The sequence below is a fragment of the Prosthecobacter sp. genome, assembly GCF_044232965.1.
Classification (GTDB): Bacteria; Verrucomicrobiota; Verrucomicrobiia; order Verrucomicrobiales; family Verrucomicrobiaceae; genus Prosthecobacter.
In genome coordinates this window covers 25,347-50,894 of the sequence record NZ_JBIIKX010000045.1, presented here as the reverse complement: position 1 = coordinate 50,894, position 25,548 = coordinate 25,347, and the positions used below count along the sequence as shown (strand labels likewise).

Annotated in this window: 17 protein-coding genes; 2 read left to right on the top strand and 15 right to left on the bottom strand. The window is 60.1% G+C overall.

What is annotated here, in order from left to right:
- The coding region (locus tag ACILSI_RS17495) for a tetratricopeptide repeat protein (protein ID WP_395723195.1) at positions 1-1,541 on the top strand (1,541 nt) is incomplete at its 5' end.
- Between the two features lie 12 nt (positions 1,542-1,553).
- On the opposite strand, the gene ACILSI_RS17490 is transcribed toward ACILSI_RS17495, so the two are convergent.
- The 13 genes from ACILSI_RS17490 to ACILSI_RS17430 form a co-directional block, all read right to left on the bottom strand.
- Positions 1,554-2,324, bottom strand: a complete 771-nt coding sequence (locus ACILSI_RS17490) for a tetratricopeptide repeat protein (protein ID WP_395723194.1) — start codon at positions 2,322-2,324, stop codon at positions 1,554-1,556.
- Between the two features lie 50 nt (positions 2,325-2,374).
- Entirely contained in the window at positions 2,375-3,649 is a 1,275-nt protein-coding gene (locus ACILSI_RS17485; protein ID WP_395723193.1) for a tubulin beta chain, read from the bottom strand.
- Positions 3,650-3,693: 44 nt separating this feature from the next.
- Positions 3,694-5,109 (bottom strand): tubulin beta chain, encoded by a 1,416-nt coding sequence (locus tag ACILSI_RS17480; RefSeq protein ID WP_395723192.1) that lies wholly within the window; start codon positions 5,107-5,109, stop codon positions 3,694-3,696.
- A 276-nt stretch (positions 5,110-5,385) separates the two neighbouring features.
- The gene (locus ACILSI_RS17475) at positions 5,386-7,824 is read right to left on the bottom strand and encodes a hypothetical protein (RefSeq protein ID WP_395723191.1); all 2,439 of its coding nucleotides are present in this window, start codon (positions 7,822-7,824) and stop codon (positions 5,386-5,388) included.
- Positions 7,825-8,149: 325 nt separating this feature from the next.
- On the bottom strand, positions 8,150-9,334 hold the full coding sequence (locus ACILSI_RS17470) for a hypothetical protein (protein WP_395723190.1): 1,185 nt from the start codon (positions 9,332-9,334) through the stop codon (positions 8,150-8,152).
- 374 nt (positions 9,335-9,708) lie between these two features.
- Positions 9,709-11,136 (bottom strand): DUF1501 domain-containing protein, encoded by a 1,428-nt coding sequence (locus ACILSI_RS17465; protein ID WP_395723189.1) that lies wholly within the window; start codon positions 11,134-11,136, stop codon positions 9,709-9,711.
- A gap of 23 nt (positions 11,137-11,159) precedes the next feature.
- A complete protein-coding gene (locus ACILSI_RS17460; RefSeq protein WP_395723188.1) occupies positions 11,160-13,664 on the bottom strand; it encodes a PSD1 and planctomycete cytochrome C domain-containing protein in 2,505 nt (834 codons plus the stop codon).
- 55 nt (positions 13,665-13,719) lie between these two features.
- Positions 13,720-14,148: a hypothetical protein gene (locus ACILSI_RS17455; RefSeq protein ID WP_395723187.1), complete on the bottom strand. Its 429-nt coding sequence runs from the start codon at positions 14,146-14,148 to the stop codon at positions 13,720-13,722.
- Positions 14,106-14,294, bottom strand: a complete 189-nt coding sequence (locus ACILSI_RS17450; protein ID WP_395723186.1) for a hypothetical protein — start codon at positions 14,292-14,294, stop codon at positions 14,106-14,108. Before ACILSI_RS17450 ends, ACILSI_RS17455 begins: the two co-directional genes overlap by 43 nt.
- Positions 14,291-14,614: a hypothetical protein gene (locus ACILSI_RS17445; protein ID WP_395723185.1), complete on the bottom strand. Its 324-nt coding sequence runs from the start codon at positions 14,612-14,614 to the stop codon at positions 14,291-14,293. The genes ACILSI_RS17450 and ACILSI_RS17445 overlap by 4 nt, the downstream gene beginning before the upstream one ends.
- Before the next feature lie 78 nt (positions 14,615-14,692).
- Entirely contained in the window at positions 14,693-14,863 is a 171-nt protein-coding gene (locus tag ACILSI_RS17440; RefSeq protein ID WP_395723184.1) for a hypothetical protein, read from the bottom strand.
- An 84-nt stretch (positions 14,864-14,947) separates the two neighbouring features.
- Complete coding sequence (locus ACILSI_RS17435; protein ID WP_395723183.1) at positions 14,948-19,012, bottom strand: protein kinase domain-containing protein; 4,065 nt, start codon at positions 19,010-19,012, stop codon at positions 14,948-14,950.
- Positions 19,013-19,185: 173 nt separating this feature from the next.
- The gene (locus ACILSI_RS17430; RefSeq protein WP_395723182.1) at positions 19,186-19,797 is read right to left on the bottom strand and encodes an SET domain-containing protein; all 612 of its coding nucleotides are present in this window, start codon (positions 19,795-19,797) and stop codon (positions 19,186-19,188) included.
- A gap of 586 nt (positions 19,798-20,383) precedes the next feature.
- Here ACILSI_RS17430 and ACILSI_RS17425 point away from each other — a divergent pair.
- Complete coding sequence (locus tag ACILSI_RS17425) at positions 20,384-23,137, top strand: phosphoenolpyruvate carboxylase (protein ID WP_395723181.1); 2,754 nt, start codon at positions 20,384-20,386, stop codon at positions 23,135-23,137.
- Positions 23,138-23,139: 2 nt separating this feature from the next.
- Here ACILSI_RS17425 and ACILSI_RS17420 read toward each other — a convergent pair whose 3' ends face one another.
- Both ACILSI_RS17420 and ACILSI_RS17415 read right to left on the bottom strand, forming a co-directional pair.
- The gene (locus ACILSI_RS17420; protein WP_395723180.1) at positions 23,140-24,642 is read right to left on the bottom strand and encodes a prenyltransferase/squalene oxidase repeat-containing protein; all 1,503 of its coding nucleotides are present in this window, start codon (positions 24,640-24,642) and stop codon (positions 23,140-23,142) included.
- Positions 24,588-25,502, bottom strand: a complete 915-nt coding sequence (locus tag ACILSI_RS17415; RefSeq protein WP_395723179.1) for an acyl-CoA desaturase — start codon at positions 25,500-25,502, stop codon at positions 24,588-24,590. The genes ACILSI_RS17420 and ACILSI_RS17415 overlap by 55 nt, the downstream gene beginning before the upstream one ends.
- Between the last annotated feature and the right edge of the window lie 46 nt (positions 25,503-25,548).

The following is a 25,548-nucleotide window of genomic DNA, read 5'->3' as shown; positions in this document are numbered from 1 at the left end:
CGATCCGTGAGATGAAGGAGGCCAGCCGTTGGGCTCCCGATGATCCCGACGTGCTGCATGCCAGCCTTGACCTCATTTACCACGCCGAAGGAGACCCGCGCACCATGATGGCCCTCATCAACCGGCTGCGGCAAACCGGGGCGGCAACCCCAGCGGATCTTGCGTTGCTAGGGCGTATCCACATCCGTCAGGGCGATCTTTCCAAGGCACGGGATTTGCTGGCCCAACTGCCGGAGCAGACACTCCGGCAAACCGCAGGATTGAGGCTCCAGGCAGACATTCTCGCCGCCGATGGCAGGCCGGACGAAGCTGCGGACACCTTGCGCACCCTTCTAACGAATGATCCCGACAATTCAGAGGTGCTGATGGAACTGGCCCTGGCAGATCTTTCCAGCAACGACCCCGGACGACGCGAGTCCATCCGGGAAAGACTATGGAAAGCCGCGCACAGCGGCGCACGGGCGCTGGATGCCATCGAACTACTGGCGCAAACCCGGGATCTCACCGCGCCCAGGGCCAAAGAGCTGCTTGATCTCGTGGAACAGGCCCAGGGAGCGGACTCAGCCAAGGCCAGCGCCCACCTAAAGGTGCTTTCCGCCCAAATGCGCATCAGCCCGCAACTCAGGAATGACATCCTCCAGGCGGAAATCAGACGCTGGAGCAACCGGCCGCCCGCCGAAACGGCACCACTGCTGGCCTGGCTGGCACAGGAGCGGGAGCACGCGCTCATCCTGCGCCTGGTGCCAGCGCCGATGGCCGCGCGTCACACCAGCCTGCTGCCGTACTATGTAAGCGCCCTGCGTGGCGAGGGCAAATGGCAGGAACTTGGCCGGTTGTTAAAATCCGGCGGCATCGACACGGCCTTCTCCGCGCAGAAAATCCGGCTCTGGCTGGCAGAAACCCAGGCCAACCTCGAAAACGACCCGACCCGCGCCGTCCAAACGCTCACGCGTGTTTTTGAAGAGGCCGGACGTGGTGAAAATCTGGCGGAGACGCTCGAAGCCGCGCGCCTGGCCGAACAGCTCGGCCAGTGGGAGCTGGCTGAGCGCTGCTATCAGGCGCTCGCGGTCAAACACCCAAATAACCGCCAGGCCATGCTGGCAAAACTTTACGAACTGGCTGAGTCACAGCATGACGGCCCCGCCATGCTGAGAGCCTGTGCCAGCCTGCTGGAGCAGAAACCCGAGAACGCAGCGCTCCAACTTCAAAACCTTTATCTGCAAATGCTCATCGGCACGCAGATCGAGATCGCCCAGCAAAAACTTCAAGAAAGGAGTGAGGCGGGCAACAGTGGGAAAGCAGACCTATTTCATCTCGTCCATGCGCTCTCCGCCCATCGCCAAGGACAGCCTGAGAAGGTGCGTGCCGCGCTTTCCAAGATCGCCCGACCGGAAAATCTCCCCGCCGGTCAGCGAGTGGTGTATGCCAGTCTTTTGAAAGGCTGCGGTGGTGATCCGGGCCGCGTCTTCCGCCTCGTCGAACGTGTGCCTCCGCTGCTGCTGCTGCCAGAGGAGAAAACATTCCTCCAACGCGCCTTGTGAGCGCCACCGGTGTCACAAGCTCTTGTCGATGAGCAGGGAGGCGGAACGACGGGGATTGGGATGATAGCCGTTCATCGCGGCGCGAATGCGCTTGGCACGGTCCACACAGGCCTCCGCCTTTTGAAAATCACCTGACGCCTTGTACACGGCACCCAGGTTGATGAAAGTTTGGGAAAGGTCCGCAGGGTCCATCTGGCTCTCGTTGAGATTCTGCCGGATGCCAAGCGCTCGCTCATGCATGGCCTGGGCACGGTCCACGTCCATGCTGCTGTAGTAGAGCACACCGAGGTTGTTGTACACGGAGGCGACTCGTGAGCTTTGCTCGCCATCGAGCCGCTGGAAAGTCTCCAAAGCCTCGCAGTAGTAGCGCTCCGCCTTTTCAAACTGGCGGAGTTGCTTGAAGATCATCGCCAGGTTGTTCTTGATGGTGGCAACCTTGTCGCTGTCGTCCAAACCGTTGTCGATGCTGATTTGCAGCGCCTTTTCGTAGAATTCCGCCGCCTTGTCCATGCGGCCCCAGCGGTCATAGAGATGTGCGAGCAACGAATAGATGCCGGTGAGGAGGTCCGGGTCTTGTTTGCGCAGTTCCTGGGCACGAAACAATCCCTCGCGGTAAAGGGACTCGGCCTTGCGGAAGTCCCCCTCCTTCTGGCGCAGGTCAGCAAGGACGCTGATCTGCTCCACCAGAGCCCCGACCCGGATGGGATCGTGATACGCAAGCCGTCGCGCCTCCTCGACGCTGCGGGAGGCGGAGGCAATTTGGCGCTCCAGTGCAGTATCCACGGTTGAGGGGGGCAGTTTTTCGCGCGGCAGTCGCTGTGGCCGTCAGACGGTCAGCTCGCGTCGCGGTAAGATTGGGCGAGGTTGGCGATGGTGTTGCGGGCGTGGGCCATCATGTCGCGTGAGACACCGTTGTTCTCATACCAGTGCGTGTAGGCATGGTTGTCGAACATGATGTCGAAATTGCTGATGAGACGCTCGAAGACGGCGGCGATGCCGGTGTGATTGACGAGGGCAAGACCACTGGAGGCGAAACCTTCCGGTGCGGTCTCGGCGACGCCCAGTTTCACGCCGGTGGGGACATAGCTGGCGAAGTTGAGTGTCTTGCGGATGGCCGCCATGTTTTCCTCGACCTCCTTGGCTTTCACATCGCCACGGAAGAGGGCGCAGGCGGAGAGATAGACGCCGTTCTGCCAGTCGATGGCGGCGGTGAAGTTGTCCTGGGAGAAGGTCTCACGGGCGATGTCAGGGAAATTGATGCGCACCTGACCTTCCTGGCCCGGAGCGCGCATCGGCGCGAACGAGGCGGTGAGGAAGTGGTTGCCGGGGAACGGCACCAGATTGGTCACATACTCGCTGAGGTCGGTGTTGAGCTTGCCAGGGAAGCGCAGGGACGCCGTGACCGAGCTCATGATGAGCGCGATGATGTGGTTGAGGTCCATGTAGTTCGGGCTGCGATGCAGCTTCGACTTGGCGATGCGGAAGAGCGCCTCGTTGTCGAGGAGCACGGCGGCGTCGGCGTTGTCGAGGATGCGCTGAAGCGTGAGCACCGCGTTGTAAGGCTCGACCGCGGAATCGGAGATAAGCGGCGAAGGAACGACCGAGAAAGTGAAGATGCGCTTTTTCGGATAAGCCTGACGCAAGCGCTCAAGGATGAGGGAACCAAGACCGGAGCCGGAACCACCGCCGATGGAGTGCGTGATGAGGAAACCCTGCAACGATTTAGTTTTTTCCACCGCCGCGTCGATCACGTTCATGATCTGGTCGATGATGCGCTCTCCCTCGACGTTGTAACCACGCGCCCAGTTGTTGGCGGCACCAGGGATTTTGCGGATGATGCAGCTTTCGTCAAAAAGCTGCGCCATGTCGCCACCTTCGATACGGGCGATGACGCCAGGCTCGAGGTCGATGAGGACAGCCCGGGGGATGTACTTACCGTCACGCACCTTATGGAAGAAGACCTCCATGTTGGCATTGGACGCGGCATTGCTGCCCTCCTTAGGTGTGCCGGCCTCGGTCAGGCCATGCTCACGAAGCACGAGCCGCCAGTAACGGTCGGCGATCTGGTTGCCACACTGTCCGACATGAATGCTCAGAATCTCTCTCACGGGTGTTCCTCCAAACTGTTGTTGCTGTTGCCTGATTCGATTTGTTACGCGCGACGACGGTCCACAAGGTCGCGCAGGCTCATGCCGGCGCGGCTGTCATCCAGGCTGGCGCTGCCGCGCGGAATGTCCGCCGAGCTGTCCTGCACCTTGGCCTTGGCGCCGCTTTCCTCAGCGACCTGATAGCTCTGAATAAGCTCCTGGGCCGAGGCGCGCAGGGCGTTGATCTGCTCCTCGGACATGCCTTCATTGAGGTACCAGTTGGCGAAGGCCTTGCGTTGCCAGAGCTTGTCAAAGTTGTGGCAGATGCGGTCCAGCACGCGGGCGATCTCGGTGTTGTTGGCAAGCAGCACCATGCTCTTGCGATGCGAAACGCCCGGCTGCTCGACGTAGCCGATCTTGAACGCCGTGGGAATCCAGTAAGTGAGCGGAAGCTGCTCACGCATCGCGGCGAGGGCGGCGTCGGCCAGCGGCTTGTCGTCCATGATGCCACGGTAAAGCACGGCGGTGCTGAGGAAGCGGCCTTCCATCGGCGAGCAGGCAGCGAAGACAGAACCATTGTCAAACAAGCTGCGGATCATGTCTTCCACGCCCATTTCCTCGAATTTGCTGCGGTCCGGCGGGGTGAGCGGCGCGAAGGCGCACATGAGGAAGTGCAGCGAAGGCTGCGGCACGAGATTGGTGAGCAGCTCGCGCAGACTGATCTCAACGGTGAGGAAACCGCTAAAACGCATGGATGCCGTCAATCCGGCAAGCGCCTCGGTGATGAGCAGATTCAGATCATCCACCGTGGGGCTTTCAATGTTCCATTTGCGGTGCGCGAGTTCGAACAGCGCCTCATTGTCAAAAATCAGGCAGGCATCAGCGGAGCGGCGCAGCGTGTTGAGGGTGAAGACCGTGTTGTAAGGCTCCGTGACGACCGAGGAAACCTGCGGAGAAGGCAGCACCGCACAGCTCAAGACAGGGAACTCAGGATACTTCTCTTTAACGGATTCGATGAACAGAGCACCGAAGCCGGAGCCGGAGCCACCGCCCGTGGCGTGCAGCACAATAATACCGCCGACATTGTCGCACTTGTCGATCTCAGCATCCAAGCGGCCCATGACCTCTGGAAGCACCTCGCGTCCGGCACCCAGATAACCAACGGCGAAATTCCCACCCGCGCCTTCGGTTCGGCTGATCAGATTGCCAGGATTAAAGAGTGAACCCGAGGTCGCCTTCACATTGTCGATCACGCTGGGCTCCAGATCGACCATGATGGCACGCGGCACATAGCTGCCGGAGGTGGACTCGCCCAGCTTAGTGAAGAACGCGCTCCAGTTCCCGCGTGGTGCCTGCCCCTGGGCCGTCTGGCCTGTCAGCGGGTCGATGCCGTGCTCCTGGCAGATGGTTTTCCAGAAAGACGCGGCGATCTGGTTGCCTGCCTGTCCGATTGAAATAACAATTGTGTTGTTGACCTTCATCAGTCTCTCCTGGTTGCTCGGTTAAGGGGTGCGGAAGTGTTGTCAGCCTTGACGTGGAATGGTGGAACGGGAGCCACACAACCAGGCCAACGATCATTTGCCTGGAGTTCCCCAGGCTTTTCTATCGAGTCGGCCTTGCTTGCGTCGCTCATCACCACGACGGAACTTTTACCTGTGAGTGAGCCTTGAGTCCAAGCAAAATCCAACCTTTCGTGAGGATTCCCACGGGTTGAAAGCAAAGGAGGCTCAATACAGGCAGATGCGGTCACGGATTGTTTATGTTTTCGGCGGCAGAGGCGACGCGGTGGAAACTGCGGGCAGCCGACCTGTGCGGTTCTCAACATGCCCCTGCTTCATGCGCTCAATTTCTTCTTTAGTAGGAACGATCGCACGACGAATCGTGATGGGATCCTTAACCGACGGCGGAATGACCACAGGAGGCTTTTCGGCAGTTTCGGCAGCCGGCTTGTCCGACTTCAGCACCGGCGCAGGCGGCGGAACCACCGCCATCTCCACGGGTTTGGCATCTGGTTTGGTTTCGACCGGTGCCGCCACGACTGGCGACTGAGGTTTAACCACAGGCGAAGGTGTTTTTACCGCGACTACCGCGGGCTTGACCGGCGGCGCGGCAATTTTCCCCGCAGGAGCTTGCTTTTTGTTTTCATCTGAATCCTTCGAAGAAGCGGCCACGAAAGCAGGAGACGGCTTTGGAGCAATCGGCTTCGATGGAGCCTCTACTCCGGGCGATGCCTCGGCGGCCGTCACCGGGGTGACGGGCTTCTCACCAGGCATCAACATCCAGCCGCCAATGCCAAGAACCACCACCGCAGCAGCAGCAATCACCCCCCAGGGAAGGCCGCGCTTTTGAACGTTCAAAGGATTGAACTCATGCGTCTTGATACCACGCTTGATCGGAGAGACCATGCCATCGTCCAGACCGTCAACCGTGTCATCATTGGCACTCCAGTCCTCATCGAAATCCGAAACTGAGCCGACACTTTCCATTTCCTCGACCGCCACAGAACTGCCGCGCAGACGCGTGGCAAGATCCACCCTCGGAGCGGAAAGCAGGCTCTCAAATTTCTCAATAAACTCGCCCGGACTTGGGGTTTTCCCCGCGCGACGTGCCAGTTCCGAGCACTCACGCACGTAGGTGGCCGCAGCCTCAGGCACGGACTCAGGAAATTGCGGTGCTCCGCCGCTCTGCCGCTCACCTGTCAGCAAATAAGCCGCCAAAGTAACAAACGAGCGATGACGGAAATCACGGTCCATCAAATGCTCCTCCTGCGGCGCGTCCGTGATGTCCATGTCCAACAGCAGCGGCTCGTAAAGGCTGCGCATTGTCATGTGTGGACGGAGTTTCACCACAAATGTCGGCCACGCGTCCAGGCGCTTCTGCATCAAGCGCTCCAGCTCACGCGCCAGCAGGGGTCCGTTTTTACCCACCCGCAGCAGGATGTTCGAAGGATGCAGGTCCACACGCTGCACGCCGCACTCCACCGCCTGGTCAAGACCGGCGCGGATCTGGCGCATCAACACCAAGACTTCGGCGGGATTCAGCGTGAGACGTTCCGCCATCAGGCGGCTGAGCGCGAACCCCGGCTCGCGCTCCTCGGTGAGGAACGTCCAGTCAGGACTCTCCCACAGGCTGAGGGAACGCAGAATGTTCGGATGCCGCTCCGGATTGAACCGCCACATTTGCAGCGGCACCGCCTCATAGCGCGTTTTTTCGACAATCCGCGAGGGGGGCAGGAGATGGACCGTGACAGGCTGTTCAGCCTTGACATTGACCGCAGGAATCGAGAATGGGTAGCGGCGCGTGTGCTCCGCATCCTCGACCCGAAACCGGGTTCCCATGATCGTTTCCACCGGCACGTTCTCCAGCAGGAGCTCCTGAAGCTGGGACTGAGGCAGCAGGGAGGCATTCACCACGAGTTGCTTGCGCAGATTACGGGCCTGGATGCTACTGACCAAGGCGCTGAATGCCTCGCGCACATCATCACGCAGCTTCTCAATCGAAGTAGGCGCGTTGGCAGGATCGGTCAGAGCAGTCCGCACGGTGATGCGGAGGTTCATTGGCAACTGGGTGAGCGCTGGGAAACGGTCTGGATTCCCACCAGCATCCCCCTGGCCGGTCAGCAATTGGAAAATCAAACGGCACGCCTCCACCACAAGCCTGGCACCGTTCGGCTCCTCGGAGACGGTGTCCATTTGAGACAATCCGTAGTCAAAGATGCGTAGTTGCAAAAAAGTGTCCTCCAGAGTCGTCACCAAGACGCGATCCAGGTGCATGCGGGAGACCAGACGTTGATACCCCCGCAACTGGAGCAAATCGTCCAGGAGCTGATAAGCCATCGCCAGCGCTGTCGCAGGAGCCAGGGCACCCCGACGCTTGATGTAATCGTCGATGAACTCACCATCATTGAGGTTGCTGGTATAATATACCAACCCCTGATCCTCACCGACCTCCAGAATGCGCATGAAGGAATGCCCCCGTATCTCGGATGCCTGACGAGCCCGGTCAAAAGCCGAGCGCTTCAGCGCAGCGTCGAGCGTGCTGCCACCGCGCAGCACATGCAGCTCCACCAGACGGCGAATGCGGTTGTCGAACGCCAGAAAAACGACTTCATCCTTGGATCGCATCAATTCCACCGGAGCACCGCCGGTTCGATGCGCCACGGAAAGGCTGCCAAATTGCTGGAGTTCCTCAATCATAAGAGAGCATTGAATCCTATTTGCAGAGCGGGCCACGAGACTTGTTTTGATGCAGCATTTTCACATTCATGAATAAACTCTAACAGTTGTGGCGCAAAATTGCAAAAACATTCTGAAAAATCTGGTAATTTTATTTTATGGGGTATATTGTTTGGATACATTAGCTAATATAGCAAGCTTTCATAAATTCCACACTATACTTAACATGGCATCCTGATACGTTTTTTGAAACTGGCGAACACGTCACGCCCCTCAAATGATTGATGCTCAATAAGCATCCAGATCAAAAAACACACCCAACTAGCCAGGCAGGTGCAGGTGGGAATCAAGAATCACTCGAAGCCATCGCCCGAAGCCGCTTTTTGTCCTCATCACTCCATTGAAATGACCGATCATCCATGGCTTCTCGTGCGGCATGCTTGATCTCGGGAGCATTCGCCGAGCCAGGATAGATCAATTCCTCCCATAACGAAAAGGCATCAGACTTCATTTTGCCCAACAACAGCTTGGAAACACGCTTGCGAACCTCCCCATCATCCGGTGGGTCCAGATGCAGCCAGATGAGAAACTTCATGTATTGCGGACTGCCCTCGGGAAGCTCCTGACTTTGGCCCGACAGCAACTTCTCGTTATCCCGCCACAGTCCTGCCTTCGCGACCTTCTGCTGTTCTGCGTAGGGTGCCAAATCAGCGGCTATCCGCATCAGGTTGCCCTTTCGCCACGCTTCCTTCTCCATAGCAGAAGCCATGACAGGTTTCACAGGGCCGATTCCAGCCAGGACACGCTGCACAAACTCCCCAGGCAGCGCCACCACAGTGATCGCCATCGCCAAAGCGCCACAGACCCAGCCCAGCAGGAACAATCCGCGCTCACGTCCGGTTTTGGACATTCGCTGGACTTGAGGTGAAGCGTTTTCCAACACAGGTTTCTCATGCTGAGGCTCCGGTGCGGCTCGTGGCGGCGCAGCAGACTGAGCAATCTCCTTCTGCCTTGCCATCTCCCCCATCTTTTCCTGCTGACTTGCGCATTTGATCGCCAAATCCCACCAGCACCCTGGAACCACCGCCTTGAACAAACCCGCCCCTTCCATGTCCGGGGTAAGACGATCCGACAAAGTGTCCAGAGCCCGCAGTTCGTTGCCACTTTGCCACGTCCAGACGGTTCGTGGCTTTCTCAACCGCACATCCCAGAAATCACGCTCCTCCTGCGAGGTGCTGCACACGACACGCCCTGCGGCCAGCCACTTTTGGGCGTCTGCGATCACTTCCTGGTGCTCTTCACCGGCCAGTTGCAGCGCGGCATTGTAAAGCTGCTCGGCCTTTGAAAAGCGCGTCACGGCCAGCGTCGCCGCCAGTGCCAGCATCACCTCCACCGCACAGGCATTTTTCGAAACATGCGAGGCTGAGATCGACTCAGCCAGCCGCGTCAAACGGTGCGTCTCTCCTCGCGCGGCCCAGCGCGCGGCCACCATGCAGGTCACCGTCGCCTGACCGCTGCCAAGCTCGATCACAAGGTCCGGGATGCGCGCCAGTTCCGCCAGTTTGTCCTCATCATGCTCAAACATCTCCGCGATGACCGGACTCGCCACCGCAGCCCACTCCGGCTTCGAAAATGCATGCGCGCAAAACGCATCAAAATGCTCCGCCACAGCCACTTTGACCAAGACAGCGTGCAGCAGAGCCAGAGCTGAAGCACGCAGGCCTTCTGGCAGCTCGGAGGTGATCAGACTGCGCGCCCGCTCTATGTTTTCGGCCACCATCATCCCGGCCAAATCATTGGCAGGCGGCATTGCGGTGGATCCTGTGGCGCGTATTCCCATGCAGCACGTCATTCATAAGACGATTCACAGAGGATGCAACGCGTGCATTGCTTATAAACCTACATTCAGGCCATGATTTCCTTCGCCACGGTGCCATAGACATCGGTGAGCCTGAAATCACGGCCCGCGTAACGATAGGTAAGTCGTTCATGATCAAGGCCCATCAGCGCCAGCACCGTCGCGTGCCAGTCGTGGATATGCATCTTGTTCAGCACCGCCTCGTAGCCGTAGTCATCGGTCATGCCGTAATTCATCCCGCCTTTCACACCGCCGCCGGCCATCCACATCGTGAAGCCCTTGTTGTTGTGATCGCGGCCGTCATCGCCCTGCGAATGCGGTGTGCGGCCAAACTCACCGCCCCAGATGACCAGCGTGTCCTTTAGCAATCCTCGTGCTTTCAAATCCGCCAGCAATCCTGCCACCGGCTTGTCCACCTGGTTGCAATTGCGCTCTAGACTCGCCTTCAAATTGAAATGCTGGTCCCAGTTGCCATGCGTAATCTCGATGAAGCGCACCCCCGCCTCGACAAACTTACGCGCCATGAGGCACTGCTTGCCAAACGTATCTGATTCGCCGTCGCCGATGCCATAAAGTGCCTTTGTGGCCTCGGTTTCCTTCGTGAGGTCCATCACCTTCGGCACCTCGGCCTGCATGCGGAAGGCCAGTTCATACGATTCGATCACGCCCTCGACTTCCGCGCTGACTCCCCCGCCCTGCTGCATGGTCGATTTGTTGAGCGACTGCACCAGATCGAGCTGCGCGCGCTGCGCCTCGGTGTTGAAGCGGCTGTTCTTGATGTTCGCCACTGTGGCCTGTTCCATGCCGCCGCCGAAACGACGCCCCAGCGCCGCCGGAAGCCCTGGAATCGTCGGACCTCCCACTTTGGTGCCTTGATAGATGGCTGGCAGGAACGCGCTGCCAAAGGTGCGTGTCGCATTGCCCGGCGGATTGATCGTCACAAAGCCCGGCAGGTTCTGATTCTGCGTGCCGAGACCATAAAGCGTCCACGCGCCGAGCGAAGGACGCACAAACTGCGTCGTGCCCGTGTGCAACTGTGTGAACGCCTGCGGATGCGCTGGCAAATCCGTCGCCATCGAGTTCAACATGCACAGATCATCCGCGTGCTTCGCCAAATTCGGCCACAACTCGGAGATCCACAGGCCACTCTTGCCATGTTGGCCAAATTTCCACTGTGGCGGCATCAGTTTCGCCGTGCCGTAGCGTCCTGCCGCCGAAGGCGCTGACTTGCCCGCATCCGCTATGAGCTTAGGCTTGTAATCAAAGGTGTCTACATGCGAGGGCGCACCCTGCATGCACAGGAAGATCACATGCTTAGCCCTTGGCGTGAAATGCGGCTGTTTTGGCATCAAGGGGCCAGCCGCTGGATTGGCCCGCAGCGCCTGCTGATGCGCGAGAGCCGCGAAGGCCAGATAACCAAAGCCACTGCTGGTGGTCTTCAAAAACTCGCGACGATGAGAAAGTGGTGCATTCATGAGGTGCGATGGATCGAGGGTGATTAGTTGAGATAACGAAACTCTGCGCTGGCAAGGAGTCCCTGGCAGAACGCGGACAGCGCCACGCCCTGGATCTTGTCCTTGGGAATGTTTTTGTTTTTCGCGGCCTCCAGTGGAAAACGCATCCAGAAGTTTGAGATGGCCTGCTTCTCCTGCGGTGTTGGCTCTCGGCCAAGGGCAAGCTGGTAGGCATAACTGAGCCGTTCCTGTGAATCGCCCTCATATTTCGCGACACGCTGCGCAAAGCCATCCGCCACGGCCTGCACCTGGGCGTTGTTCATCAGAAACAGGCTTTGCGAGGGCACGTTCGTCGTGTCGCGGTCGCCATTCACGAGACTGGCATCCGGGAAGTCAAAGACACTGAGGAATTCCGGGATTTGATCGCGAATGAGCGGCAGATAGATCGAACGATAGGTCTGCGGCTTCGAGTTCACCTCGCGCAGCAGGTTGATGATGCCTTCCCTGCCCTCCCCGGCACGCGCCACGGGTGATCCGTCCACCGGATAGAAATTGATCGCGCCCGCCACGGACAACATCGCGTCACGAATCGCCTCTGCGTCCAGTCGGCGCTGGCTCATGCGCCAGTGAAGCTTGTTGTCGGGATCAGCGGCGTAATTCGCCGCATCGTAAGCCGATCCCATCTGATAAGCGCGGCTCAGCATGATCTCGCGGATCAGCTTCTTCACCGACCAGCCGTTCTCCATGAAAGACACCGCCAGATGATCGAGCAGTTCAGGATGCGTGGGCTTCTGGCCCATCGTGCCGAAGTTGTCAGGCGTCGCCACCAGCCCGCTGCCCATCAGCTTGAGCCAGACGCGGTTCGCCATCACACGGGCGGTCAGTGGATTGTCCTTCGAGGCGATCCAATACGCGAGATCAAGTCTGCCACTGCCTTTGCCGATGTTCAGCGGCTCACCCTTCGCACACAGCACCTCGACCAGGCCGCGCGGCGTGACATCTCCCGGCTGCTTGAGGTCACCTCGGATCAAAATCGGGCTGTTGATCGGTGTGGCACGATCCAGCACGCCCATCGCCAGCGTGCGCGGCGTGCCGTCCTCATGAAACAGGTCGAGGTCGGCCTTCATCGATTCCGCACGGTCAAAGGAACTTCGGATGCGCAGAAAACTCTGCGCGGTCTGGCTCTGACGCTCGGATGCGCTCATACCGCGCACCTGATCACGAATATTCTCCGCGGTCTGTGAGGCGTCCGCGTAGCGTTTTTTCAATAACGCCACCTCGGTGGTCGCGATCCTCGCCAAAGCGCTGACTTGTTGCGCGTCGCGATCGAGTTCGATGAGCGTGCCCGGATTCGCGTTTTGAAGCTGGCTGTAAGTGCCGAACTGCGTCTCGCTGCTCAGAAAGATGCCCGCCAGCGCATAGTAGTCGCGCTGAGTCACCGGATCGAACTTGTGATCATGGCAGCGGGCGCAGGCCAGTGTGAGGCCGAGCATTGACTGCGACATCGCGTCGATCTGCTCATCGACGAGATCCATCGCAAACTGCCGCTTGTCGCGCTGGTTGTGGCCCTTCGATCCAATCGCCAGAAAGCCGGTGGCGACGATCTTCTCAGCCTGATCACGCTTGCCCTCAAACTTCATCAAATCACCCGCGATCTGCTCCTTGAGAAACTGGTCATACGGTTTGTCCTTCTTGAACGCTTCGATCACATAATCGCGGTAACGCCACGCATGCGGGTAGAGCACGTTCACCTCCTTGCCACTGCTCTCCGCGTAACGCGCCACATCCAGCCAGTGCCGCGCCCAGCGCTCGCCGTAACGCTCCGAGTCGAGATACATGTCGATCACACGCTTCACCGCGTCCGGTGATTGATCCGCCACGAAGGCTTTCACCTCGTCCGGCGTCGGTGGCAACCCGGTCAGATCAAAGGCGATGCGACGAATCAACGTCGGGCGGTCCGCGTCACGCACCGGATGCAAACCGGCTTTCTCAATGCCCGCGAGCACGAACTGGTCGATCTCCGTTTTCGCCCAGTTTGGCGTTTTGACCTCCGGTGGCGGTTGTTTCACCGGCTTCTGGAAGGACCAGTGTTTGCGCCCTTCATCCATGTCGATCACACGCTTGCCGCCGCTGGCATTGGCCACTTTGTTTTCACGCGGGTCAGGTGCGCCCATCTCGATCCACTTCTTGAAGTTCGCGATCACATCGTCCGGCAGCTTCTGCTTCGGCGGCATCTGCATGTCCTCATTCTTCCACGTCATCGCCTCATAGAGACTGCTCTGCGCGATGCTGCCAGGTGTCACGCCAGGATGCCCCGATTCACCGCCCAGCAGCGTCGCCTGCTTGGTGTCCAGCGTCAGCCCGCCCTTCACCTTCTCCGATTCGCTGGAGTGGCACTTGTAACAGTGCTCCACCAGCACGGGGCGGATGTTCTTTTCAAAGAACTGCAACTGGTCCGGCGCGATGCCCGCATGCGTTGTTTCAGCGGCATCTGCGGCCAGCAGAGCCACAGGAGAAAGGATAGACAGGCAAAGCGTCAGAGTCTTCATGGAGGAGTGAAGGGGGGTGACGCGCTTCAACCCCCCCCCCTGAAGAAAGTTGCGATCAACCGACCGATTGCAGCAGCCGCCGCACCACCGGCAACGCCCGCTCAAAGGCATCCCGCAGTTCCTGAATGTCAGGCATCCGCACGTTGGCAAAGGCAGGCTCCATCTGCGCTGCCGTGATGCGATCATGGCGGATCAGAAACTCCACGTCCTGCATGTCCTGCTCATCCGCGCCGCGCATCATCTTGGTGAGGATGAAGTCGATGGTGTGCGGACGAAACAGCTTCAACCAGTGGGTGGGCGGACGCGGCACGGGAACGATGTGCTGCTCCCACTCCGGGCGGAGAAACATCTGATCCTCCTCAAACAGATGCGTGATGTAGAGGCCCTTCGACTGAAGTTTCTGGTTCGTCGCATCCACCGCGTCCCAAAACTTCTCGTCATTCACCAGTTCGTCGAGCTGACGCGCCCGGATGATGCCGTCCAATCCTGCGTCGTCAGAAACTCGGCACGTGGCCGCTCGAAACCCAGGCAGAGCGCCCCACGCCCGTAGATCACCAGGGACACTTCGTGATCCAGCGCGGCGTCGAGGGTCTGCAGCACCTCCGCAGGATTGTCAGTCGCAGAACTCATGCGGCGGCGGGGCGTGCCGGACGAATCCATTGCATGATCGTCTCCCGTCCGCGCCGGGTGTATCCAGTCATGGCGACAAAGCGGGTGAGGTGAGGCAGAGTGTCCACTGGCGGCAGCGGCAGTTCCGGCAGCAGATCCAGCAACTCATCCCAAAAACCATTATCCGGCTCTACCTTGCGTCCGCAGAGCGCGATGTGGCGCATCACCGTCTCGCAGCTTTCGAGCCGGGCAAGGCGAGCAAGACGGGATGGCACATTGCCCTCCGCAGCAAGCATCGCCGCGCCAATCCGCAGCCGCTGCTGGGAATAGGGCGAGCTCATGGCAAGCAGCGCCACGGCCAGCTCCTCATTGGAAAGCAACGGCGTGTCACTCACCACGTCCACTGTCGCGGACGCACCCTAGCGGACCACGGCGGCATCACCCGCGCCTTCGTAATAACGGCATCCGCGCCGCACCGCCAGCCGCTCCAAATCCTCCGGAACACGCAGCCCTAGCCGCCGTGCCTTCATCAGCAGTGGGGAGAGGTGCGCGGTGGTGCCGAGCCTGCGGGCCAGGGTTTCAGGTTTCACAACACCAAAGTAACGTTTCACCCTTGCCGTGCAATCCGCGTTTTCACTCCCTCAAATAGTCCGAGTGACACATGCGGCAGCCTTTCACTTCTCCTCACCCGGCACGAGCACGCAGCGAAACCCCGCAGCACCGGTCCTGCTCTTTGGTGAAATCTTCATTCGTGCCGTGAGAAGCAAGTCCGTGCGATGGCAAGCCCGCCAGCATTGTCCGCGCAAAACTTTGGTGACACGATCTTTTTCAAACCAGTCCTCACACCACTCCGCCGCATTGCCGAGCATGTCATACAGTCCGATTTGATTTGGTTGGAATCTGCCCACGGGCGCGGTCGTGGGGAAGCCATCCTTGTAGCCATCAATGCAAGAAATGCGGGGGAATTGTTGCTTGCAGGACATGTCCGCAAAGTTGCCGAAACCAGCAGGCGGCGGTAGTTGCACACCCCATTCAAATCGATCCGGACCTTTCATGTTGATCTGTTCAGGCAACGCTTCTTCCGTCCAAGGCTCTTGTGCGGCGATACCAGCCGCGAAACTCCACTCACGATCCGTGGGCAGCCGGTAGGTGCGTCCTTCCTTTTTCCCAAGCCAATCACAGAACCGGCGCGCATCCTCCCAAGTCACTCCTACCACAGGATGATCTGGCTCACGGCCCACAGGCACTCCCTCGTGATGCTGCAGCCGCCACATCCCTTCGGTATCAGGCTCTTCGGCATCAAAGGCAGTGTAATCATGCACGCGAGTCTCGTGCGTGCAAAACAGCACATTGGTGCCCGGCACGGGCACGAACTTCATGCCGAGAGAGTTCTCAAACGGCGCCTCCTTGGTGGCAGCGCCAGGACTGGTAGATGATCCACCGGCAGCGGCGGATTGCTTCTTCGCTTTGGGCACGCGCCGGATTTCCCAGAGGTCCATGTCACCTAAGCTTCCCGGACCGTTCCAGGCGAACCAGAGGGTGCGGCCATCGGCGGAAAGCCATGGATTGTGCAACTTGCCGCTGATCGGGAAATCAAGCGCGGTGGTCTGGTATTGCCCCTTGGCATCCGGCGTGGCCATGAACAAGCGGCAAAAATTGAGATCCCTGCTTCCGCGGAGGAAGAGCAGCGTCCGATCATCGGCCGCGAAAGTGGCATGAAAGTCTGCGTCGGCTGTGTTGAGGCCCGGTCCCATGTTTTCTGCCTGACCAAAAAGAGCCTCACGCGATGTCCTCTTGGCCTGCCAGACATCCCAGGTGCCTTGTCCGCCGGGACGGGTGGAGGTGAAGAGGAGCGTTCGTTCATCATTGGAAAGCCTGACAGCCACATCGTGTCCTGGATGGTTGATTTTCGCCCCCAGATTCACGGGTGGCGGCCAAGGCTGATCCCTCGTCGGCCGATGACGGAAATAGATGTCTCCTTCCGTCGGCTTCCCGTGATGCCCTGGTCCGGTCGTGGCGTGATAGATCAGCCTCAGTTCATCCGGACTCATCCAAGGCTGGTCTTGATGGCCCTCCTCGATGGCCGGAAACACACGCGACGGCTTGCTCCACGGCTCGTCGGCGCTGGGCCGACGACATTCAAAAAGCTCGGCGTCACCCTCCCTCAGCGAGCTGAACACAAGATGCAGTCCGTCGGGCGAGACCATCGGGCCGAGGTCAACGTTCGGACTGTTGACCAGAGGCCCCAGATTCACAGGTGCTGTCCACTCGTAGTCCGGCGAGGTGAGCAGGTGCGGGATGCTTCCTGGTTCGCCGACCGGGGCAGCGGGAACCTTTCGCATCTCGATGCTGTGGTAAACAACCTCGCTGTTGAACATGCCGACGCCGAAGATGGGACCGCTCAGTCCAGCGAAAACCCCGCCCCATGGCGTGATGTTTCCGGTTTGCCGGATTTGAGACCAATCGGCTTTCCACCGAACCGCTTCGATATCATCCACGGTCAGGCGCACTTCTTTGGCCCCCACTTGGAGAAGCACGGTGCAGGTCTTTCCCATCGGGATCCATTCTTTGCGTGCTGCCACCATGTCAGAGGGTGTCTTCAGGTCACGTCCCTCAATCCTTTCCAGCCCTGCCCTGCGCAAGCCATCGAACTTCAGCAACCCCGGGTAATCAATTCCGATCGATCCCCCCGTGTTGCCCCATCGAAACGGAAAAAACAATCCGTCCACGGGTCCGCCCGTGCGTGTCAGCCTGCAGCGCATCTCGTAGTCTCCCTGAGGCTGCTTCACAGGCAGTTTGCACAGAGACCACTTCACAAGGTTTACACATGCGAGGCCGTCTTTGACAGATTTCCAGTCGCCGCGGACAACGTCACGATCGAGTTTCACATGAGGCACGAGATCAGTCCAGTCATTGCCAATGGCGATGTCGTGCGGCGGTGGCGTGCCGTTTACGGAATTCACCTTTCGCATCTCGATGCTATGGAAGACGGCCTCGCAGTTGAAGATGCCGACGCCAAAGATCGGGCCGCCGGTCACATCAAGGAACATGGAGCCGCCCGCACCGCCTTTTTGCTGGAGCTTCGACCACTCGGCGGGCCAGCGGAAGGCCTCTTCGTCGTTCACGGAGACGATGACCTCCTTCTCGCGCACCTGGATCAGCACGGTGCAGGCTTTGCCACGCGGCAGCCATTCCTTGCGTTTGGCCTTGATGGTGGCGGCGTCACGCATGTCGAGGTGCGTGAGATCCTCGAGGGTGGCCAGACGCTGGCCGTCGGCGAACTCAGCACCGCCGCCGATGTAATCAATCGGCACATAGCCGCCGGTACCGCCTTTGCGGAAGGCGAAGAACATGGCGAGGTGCGAGCCCTCGCCGCGTGTGACCTTATAGCGCAGGTCATAGTCCGTGCCGGGGTCTTGCACCGGGAAGTTGCACATGGCCCATTCGGCACGCTTCGCGTGCAGGCCTTTCTCATCCACCGCCCACTCGCCACGAATGGCATCCCGATCCGGCTTGATGTGCGGAATGAGGTTCGTCCACTCGGTCCCGGCGGTGACGGTGGGAGCTGGGGGTGTCCACGTTCTGGATGCGAATAGAACGACTGGTTCCACAACTACAGGCTCTTCCTTCTTCCTCATCAGGAATCCCACCGCTGCGGACAAAACCAATGTGCCCGTCAGCCCAAAGACGAGCGGCTTTTTCGAGCGCGGCGGCGCTGGAGCCTGCACCACGGCGGCACTGCGCCCTCCAGCCTGCGTCAGCACGGTTGTGGAACCTCCAACCTTGCCGCTGACTCTGCGATCTCGGCTGACCGCACTGCCTGTCACAGCATCCTGGCCACCAACCGGCAACGAGATGCTGCTGATGTCCGTCTTGATCTCGCTGACGTTCGTATAGCGGTCACTCGGATCGGTTTGCAGGGCGTGGGAGACGATTTTGTCCCAGTGCGCGTCCACATCCGCCTTTTCTGAAGGCGGCTTCCAAGCGCCACGCGGAAGCTGGCCGGTGACCATCTGGTAGATCATTACGCCGAGCGCGTAGATGTCCGCGCGGTGGTCCACATTACCATGCGGGTCGAACTGCTCCGGCGCGGCGTAGTCCGGCGTGCCCATGCCGGCACCGGTCTGCGTGTGAAAAGTGCTGTTCACATCAAAACGCTTCGCCAGGCCGAAGTCCGCCATCTTGATGCGACCATCGCGCGTGAGCAGGATGTTCGCGGGCTTGATGTCGCGATGCACGATGCCGTTGTCGTGCGCGAACTGGAGCGCGTCACAGATCTGCGGCAGGAGCTTGAGCGCCGTCTCCTGCGTCATCTGCCCGCTGCGGATCACGCCCACCAGGTCGGTGCCATCGACAAACTCCATGACGATATAGAGGTAATCCGGCCCCGCCTCGCCGTAGTCGATGACGTTGACGATGTTTGGGTGATTGAGCTGCGCTAAGGCCAGCGCCTCGCGGCGGAAGCGCTCCTCGAAGCCGTGGTCCTTGCCCTGGTCACGGCACATGATCTTGATGGCCACCTGGCGCTGCAAACGCACCTGTGTGCCACGATACACCGCGCCCATCCCGCCTTGGCCCAGGAAGCCTTGGACGGTGTAGGTCCCCTCCGGCAACAGCTTCGCGAGGTCCTCCGGCAGCGGCAGATTCACCGTCAAACGCGGCGTGCTTCCGGCGGAAGGCGTGGGCCCGGCCACAGGCACCGTGGCGTCGAGATCAGGCGCGTCGTTAAGGTCCGGCATGCAGGGGCGCATTTACCGGGCGGCCGAAGCCTTAGTCAAGCTCCGTCCTGCATCACTCCACAGCCTGACAGCTCATTGAACAACCCATGAGGAAATGTGTAAGACGTGAGAGGTCAGAAGTTGCGCCACTTCTCACCTCTGACTTCTCACGGCGGATGCTTTTCAACAGGTCGCTAACGCTTCTTGCTCACCGACACCTTCTTCGCCGAACTCACCTTGTGGCCGTTCGTGCCGTTCACACTGCCATGGCCGTTGTGCCCGTTGAGCTTGAGTTTCCCCTTCTTGGCATCCTGCTCCAGCTTCAGCATCCTGCGCAGGAGTTTCGGCCATTGCTTCTCCTCCACGATGAAGCCCACGCAGCGCTCCGCGCCGCAGCGGCAGGGATGCTCGTCCCAGGTGTCCACGTCGAAGCCGTAATTGTACGTCAGCTCCTCGCCCGCCTTGATCTCACGCAGCGAGTAGATCCAGATGCGGCCGCGGATGATGTAGGCTTCGCAGTTCGGATCGCAGGAATGGTTGATGTAGCGGGCGGGGTTGCGGCCCTTCGCGCCGTCGATGTCATAGCGCTGGTTCAGCGTGAAGACATACACGGCGGCACAGCCGGTCTTCTTGGACTTCTCCACCAGCGCGTCACCACGCCGGGTGGACTCGGCCTTGGTGATTTTTTCGCCCACATATTCGATGATTGGGGCATCGTAGGGAATGTCGCAGCGGGCGAAGATGCCGCGGTTGTGAATGGAGGAGGAGCGGACGGTCCAGTAACGTTTTGTGGGGGCCTTGGGCATGGGGTTTGGGCGGACGACGGAAAAAGGGAGCGCATGAAGTGTGCCGGGCGCGGGAATTGTCAAGACATCCCCTGAGAACCTGCCCTGGTGGCAGGGCAAACGCCTGATGGGCACTCAATGCGTCGATTGGGGATGTTTGGGGATGTTTTTCATCGCCAACGGTCTGATCTGGCCCAGCTCACGCTGCGGCGTTGAGCTTCAGACCGATGCTTTTTTGTTACAGCGCTTTCATGCTGCCGCTCATCTGCGCAAACACATCCTCCACCCACGAGCGCGTCTGCGACTTCTCGCGGGTGTTGGACGCCTGTGCTTTTTGATTCGCTGTGCTCACCTTTCGGGCAGCCTACGGCTGTCTATCTTCGCTACGCTCAGGTCCGTTGATCTGCGGCTGCACATTCTTGGCGCCAAGCTTTACCTCGATGGGCGCAAGCGTTTAACCGCTGGAGACGCGAGGGCTTGCTCCACGCCCGCCCTGCCCCCCGTGACAACATTGCCGCTTGATCTTTCCCTCATCCTTCGGCATTCGACACTCGTCACTGTCCATTCAGGCACCAATCCTGCTTTGCCCCTGCCTCACCGACCCGCCATGTCCGAAAGCCCCCCGCCCAATCTCCGCCAGCACGGTTTCCAAATCCTCGAAGACGACCTGCGTTTTCTCATGAACGCCTTCGCCGTGGTGCTGAAGCAACTGGGGGAGCCGGAACTGGCCGATTGCCTGCCGTGGGTCGGCTCGGGGGTGCCGAAGCAGACGAACCGCTCGCTCGGCCAGGCTTACTCCATCGCCTTTCAGTTGCTCAATGTCGTGGAGGAACGCGCCGCCTCCCAGATCCGCCGCCTGCGCGAGAAAAAGCACGGCCCTGAGGCCGAGAAGGGCCTGTGGGCGGACAACTTGAAAAAACTGCGCACCCTCGGACTCAACCAGGCCGACATTCTCGCCGCGCTGAAAGACGTCTGTGTGGAGCCGGTGCTCACCGCGCACCCCACCGAGGCGAAGCGCGAGACCGTGCGCGAGCTGCACCGCGAGATCTACAGCCTGATGAACCGGCATGAGAACCCGGCCTACACGCCGCGTGAGCAGGCCCGGCTGCAAAGCCAGCTTCAGACCCAGCTCGAAAATCTCTGGCGCACCGGCGAGATCCACGTCACCCGCCCGAGCATCGAGGCGGAGCTGCAAAACGCGCTCTACTACCTGCGCGATGTGTTTCCCGAGGCCCTGGCCCGCGCCCACACCCACCTGCGCGAAGCCTGGCAGGCCGCAGGGTATGACGAAGCTCAGATCGACGAGCTGCCTCCCCTGCTCCGCTTCGGCTCCTGGATCGGGGGCGACCGTGACGGTCACCCGTTCGTCACTGCTGATGTCACCAAGCATGCCTTGGAAACGATGCGCAAGAACGCCCTGCGCGTGCAGCGCCGCGCGCTCGAATCCCTCGCCTTCCACCTGCCGCTGAGTTCGCTGTTCCAAGTCACGCCGCACCGGCTCACGAACTTGATCAAGGCGCTCGCCGCGCCGTTGCAAAACGAGCCGCACATCGACCTCGCTTACATTTTGGAGCGCAACAAGGAGGAGCCCTGGCGCGCAGCGGTGTACCTGATGCGTGCCAAGGTGCTGCTCGCCATCGAGAAGCCGCGCTCGCCCGCCGCCTATACCCAGCCGCAGCAACTGCGGGCTGACATCGACATCCTTGCGCAAACCCTGCTCGATGTCGGCTCCAAGAGCGTCGTGGAAGAGCAGATCGTCCCACTGCGCCGTAACCTGACCGCCTTTGGCTTCCATTCCGCCGCGCTCGATGTGCGGCAGAATTCCGCCTTCCACGAAAAAGCGCTCGACCAGCTCCTGCGCACCGCCGGGGTGCTCGACTCCGGCTCCTTCATCGACTGGAGCGTCGAGAAAAAGCGCGAGCTCCTTGACCGCGAGCTCGCCTCCCCGCGTCCCTTCCTTTCTCCCGGCATCTCCGCCGGTCCCGAAGCTGACACCGTGCTCGATTGCTACCGCGTGCTGGCAGAACATCGCGATCAGTTTGGCAATGCCGGCCTCGGCTCGCTCATCGTTTCGATGACCCGCAGCGTAGAGGATCTGCTCATCGTGTATCTGCTGGCTCGCGAGGCCGGGCTCATGGAATGGACCGCCGAAGGCCTCGTCTGTCCCCTGCCCGTGGTGCCCTTGTTTGAAACCATGGGCGATCTCGAAGCCGGTCCCGGCATTGTGGAGTCCTTTCTCTCACATCCCGTCACGCAGCGCAGCCTCAAGGCGCAAAGCAACGGCGGCACACCGGTGTTTCAGATGATGGTCGGCTATTCCGACTCGAACAAGGACTGCGGCATCGTGGCCAGCCAATGCGCGCTGCATCGTGCGCAGCGTGAGCTTTCGGAAACGATCCAGCGCCATGGAGTGCGCCCGATCTTCTTCCATGGCCGTGGCGGCACCGTCGGCCGCGGGGCGGGCCCCACGCATTGGTTCATGGAGGCGTTGCCACACGGCTCCCTCAGCGGCGGCATGCGCATGACCGAGCAGGGCGAGACCATCGCGCAAAAATACGCGCACATCGGTTCCGCCGTTTACAACTCCGAGCTGCTCATCGCCTCCGCCACCGCCGCAACTGCGCGTCATCGCAGCACCGAGTCCCGTGCGCACCCTGCGCTCGATGCTCTCTTTGACAAACTCGCCGCTGACAGCCGCGATGCCTACCGCGCCTTCCTGCAAGCGCCGGATTTCATGAAGTTTTACCGCCAGGCCACGCCGATTGATGCCCTGGAAAACGCCCGCATCGGTTCACGCCCCGCCCGCCGCACCGGCCAAGCCTCGCTGGACGATCTGCGCGCCATTCCCTGGGTCTTTTCGTGGACGCAGTCTCGTTTCTATCTTCCCGGCTGGTTCGGCGCGGGCAGTGCGCTGCAAAAACTCAAAACCGAAGACCCCAAGGGCTACGCCACCCTCGCCGCCGCTCTGCCAGGCTCCGCTTTCCTTCGCTACGTCCTCACGAACATCGAAAGCTCTCTCGTCAGCGCCAACACCGGCCTCATGCGTGCTTACGCCGGCCTTGTCGAAGACATCACCGTGCGTGATCGCTTCCTCGGCACCATCCTCGGCGAATACGAGGCCACGAGGAACATCATCGACGAGCTGTTCCAAGGCACCGTCGAAGAACGCCGCCCGCGTCTGGCCTACACGCTGAACATTCGCGAAGAACCGCTCAAGGTGCTGCACCATCAGCAGATCGCCCTGCTGCGTGACTGGCGCGCCCTCAGTGCCGCTGGCAACACTGAAGCCGCCGAAGCCATGGTGTCCGACCTTCTGATCTCCATCAACGCCATCGCGTCTGGACTGCGCACGACGGGTTGATCCTAACGAGTGGCTGGCGGCTGATAACGGTAGTACACCTCCAGCATCAGCGTGCAGAGCACGGTGCAGAAAAGATCAGAATCGAACTTCGCTTTTGCGCCGGCGGACACATGACGCCAGCGACCGTCGAGTTGCTGGTTTTGCAGCAGTTCCTTCTGAAACACCGCATTCCAGCGTTCCCAGGCAGCCCCGCCGAAATTGAAGGCCGCCTGCGTGTTGTAATACCAGGCATAGACATCGGCCCCAGCCCATCTCTTCCGCCCATACGAGTCTAGGATGAACTGAAGCCCCTCAATGATGGCCAGCCGGTGATCCTGGGGATTGAACATTTGCAGGCCCAGAACGCCAACCCCCGTCAGAGATGCACTGTCCGCCGGATCTTGGTAGCCAAAACCTCCTCGTGGTCCCCGCATGTTCAGGAGGAAGCGCTCAGTCTTTTGGATCTGCTTTTCCAGCGTCGGAAAATTCAGACGTGTCTGCCGTGCGGCTTTCAAAGCCTGATACTGCCAGCCCGTGACTGACATGTCGCCATTGGCGCCGGGTTTGTAATTGTACAACCAGCCCCCCGCCTCCGTCTGCCCCTGGAGAATGATCCGCACGCCTCGATCAAAGGCCTCGACCACCGGCCCCAGGTTCTTCTGGCCAAACCTTGCCATCGCATACACCTCGCCCAGCGCATAGGTGGCGATCCCGTGCTCATAGCAGGCTGCGTTGGAACTCGGCACGGTGGCCATGAGCCCCTCATTTTTCGCCGATACCGCCATCAGAAAATCAACACCTTGGGTCACCTGGCGGCCATATTCCGCCGAATCGGGCGTGTCCCCGTGCCCGAGAAAGCACAGCACCGCGAAACCGGTCATCGCTACCTTGTAAGTCTTGCCCCAAGAGCCGTCCTCATTCTGCGTGCGTGCCAGCCACTCTAGGGCACGCTGCACCGCGCTCTCCGCTCCTGGCAATCCGCCTCTCTCCCTCAAAAGTTTCAATCGGCTTTCCAGGCTGCTGCGGCTTCGCATCGACTGCGGCACACCCATGCCGCCCCCACCATGGAAAATGGGCTTCGCCTCTCCCAGCTTCATCACGGGTGAGACGGTTCTCTGCGGCATGGGCAGCGACAGGGAGCCATGGATGGAGGCGTCCAGGATTTGAGAAGGCGGTGGCGGCATCATCTCGTCGGCAGGCAGCGTCTTTGAGACCTGGGGTGCCTGCCCAGGGGCCTCCGCCTGAGTGAACGCCAAGATGGCCGCCTGCGGCGAAGGGCCGGCCATTTCTACCACGATCGCCAGGAAGAACAACAGCAGCAAGTGCACTGCGAGCGCCAGGATCAACGCCACCGTGAAGTATCGCACGAGGCTCCGCTGCTGTTCTTTTGCAGCGGGAGGTGATGCGGCGTCTGTATCCATGGGGGGGAGTGGTTTACGCCCGCAGAACAACAACCTGTCGCATCCCCGGCTTAAACCGGACCACGTTCCTCTCGAATCTTCGCCGGCACCGGCTTCAAATCCCACACAATGCCGAACCACGACATCATTTTGAGGAGGTAGTAGCTGATGTCGATCTGCCACCACTCGAAGCCCTGACGGGCACTGTATTGGTAGCGGTGGTGGTTGTTGTGCCAGCCCTCGCCCAGCGTGATGAGCGCGAGAATGAGGCTGTTGCGGCTGTCGTCCGACGTCTCATAACGGCGGCGGCCAAACACATGCGCCAGGGAGTTGATGAAGAAAGTGCCGTGCATCAGCACCACGGTGCTGACGAAGAAACACCAGACGAAAAGCTGGTTCGCCGTACAGCCGAGTCCTGGTGCATACCTTTCCAGCAGCATGCCCACGCCATAGATGGCCGCGCCCATCACCACCGGCACGAGCATGTCGTGACGGTTCAGAAAGACGAGTTCCGGAAACTTCGCCAGATCCTTGATGCGGCTGTAGTCAGTGGGAAAATTGCGCTGGCTGGTGATCCAGCCGAGGTGCGACCACCAGAAGCCCTTCTGGCGCGGTGAGTGGATGTCGTGCTCGTCATCGGAGTGCTTGTGATGATGCCGGTGCGTCGAGGCCCACCACAACGCGCCACGCTGACAGGCCATGTTGCCGATGGCCGCAAAGATGAACTGGCCGAGGCGCGAGGTTTTGTAGGCGCGATGCGAGAAGTAGCGGTGATAAAACGCCGTGATGGCGAACATGCGAAACAGATAAAAGGCCGCAGCAGCAGCCACCGCGAACCAACTGAACCCCACCACAAACACCAGCAGGCAGCAGGCATGCAGAATGATGAAGGGCATCGTTCGCTTCATGTCCACCTTCTCTTCTTTCTGCATCACCGCTTCCGCGCCTTCCGGGTGGTAGTCCGAGTCCACCCATTGCAGGAGCATCACTCCCAGGTTGCATAAAACTTTGAGAAGGAACGGCTTGGAAGCC

Bases quoted from the DNA above. Each gene is read 5' to 3' on its own strand.
- ACILSI_RS17480 (WP_395723192.1), bottom strand. From the start codon at position 5,109: ATGAAGGTCAACAACACAATTGTTATTTCAATCGGACAGGCAGGCAAC.
- ACILSI_RS17475 (WP_395723191.1), bottom strand. From the start codon at position 7,824: ATGATTGAGGAACTCCAGCAATTTGGCAGCCTTTCCGTGGCGCATCGA.
- ACILSI_RS17465 (WP_395723189.1), bottom strand. From the start codon at position 11,136: ATGAATGCACCACTTTCTCATCGTCGCGAGTTTTTGAAGACCACCAGC.
- ACILSI_RS17460 (WP_395723188.1), bottom strand. From the start codon at position 13,664: ATGAAGACTCTGACGCTTTGCCTGTCTATCCTTTCTCCTGTGGCTCTG.
- ACILSI_RS17450 (WP_395723186.1), bottom strand. From the start codon at position 14,294: ATGAGTTCTGCGACTGACAATCCTGCGGAGGTGCTGCAGACCCTCGAC.
- ACILSI_RS17445 (WP_395723185.1), bottom strand. From the start codon at position 14,614: ATGAGCTCGCCCTATTCCCAGCAGCGGCTGCGGATTGGCGCGGCGATG.
- ACILSI_RS17435 (WP_395723183.1), bottom strand. From the start codon at position 19,012: ATGCCGGACCTTAACGACGCGCCTGATCTCGACGCCACGGTGCCTGTG.
- ACILSI_RS17430 (WP_395723182.1), bottom strand. From the start codon at position 19,797: ATGCCCAAGGCCCCCACAAAACGTTACTGGACCGTCCGCTCCTCCTCC.
- ACILSI_RS17425 (WP_395723181.1), top strand. From the start codon at position 20,384: ATGTCCGAAAGCCCCCCGCCCAATCTCCGCCAGCACGGTTTCCAAATC.
- ACILSI_RS17415 (WP_395723179.1), bottom strand. From the start codon at position 25,502: ATGCTCCTGCAATGGGTGGACTCGGACTACCACCCGGAAGGCGCGGAA.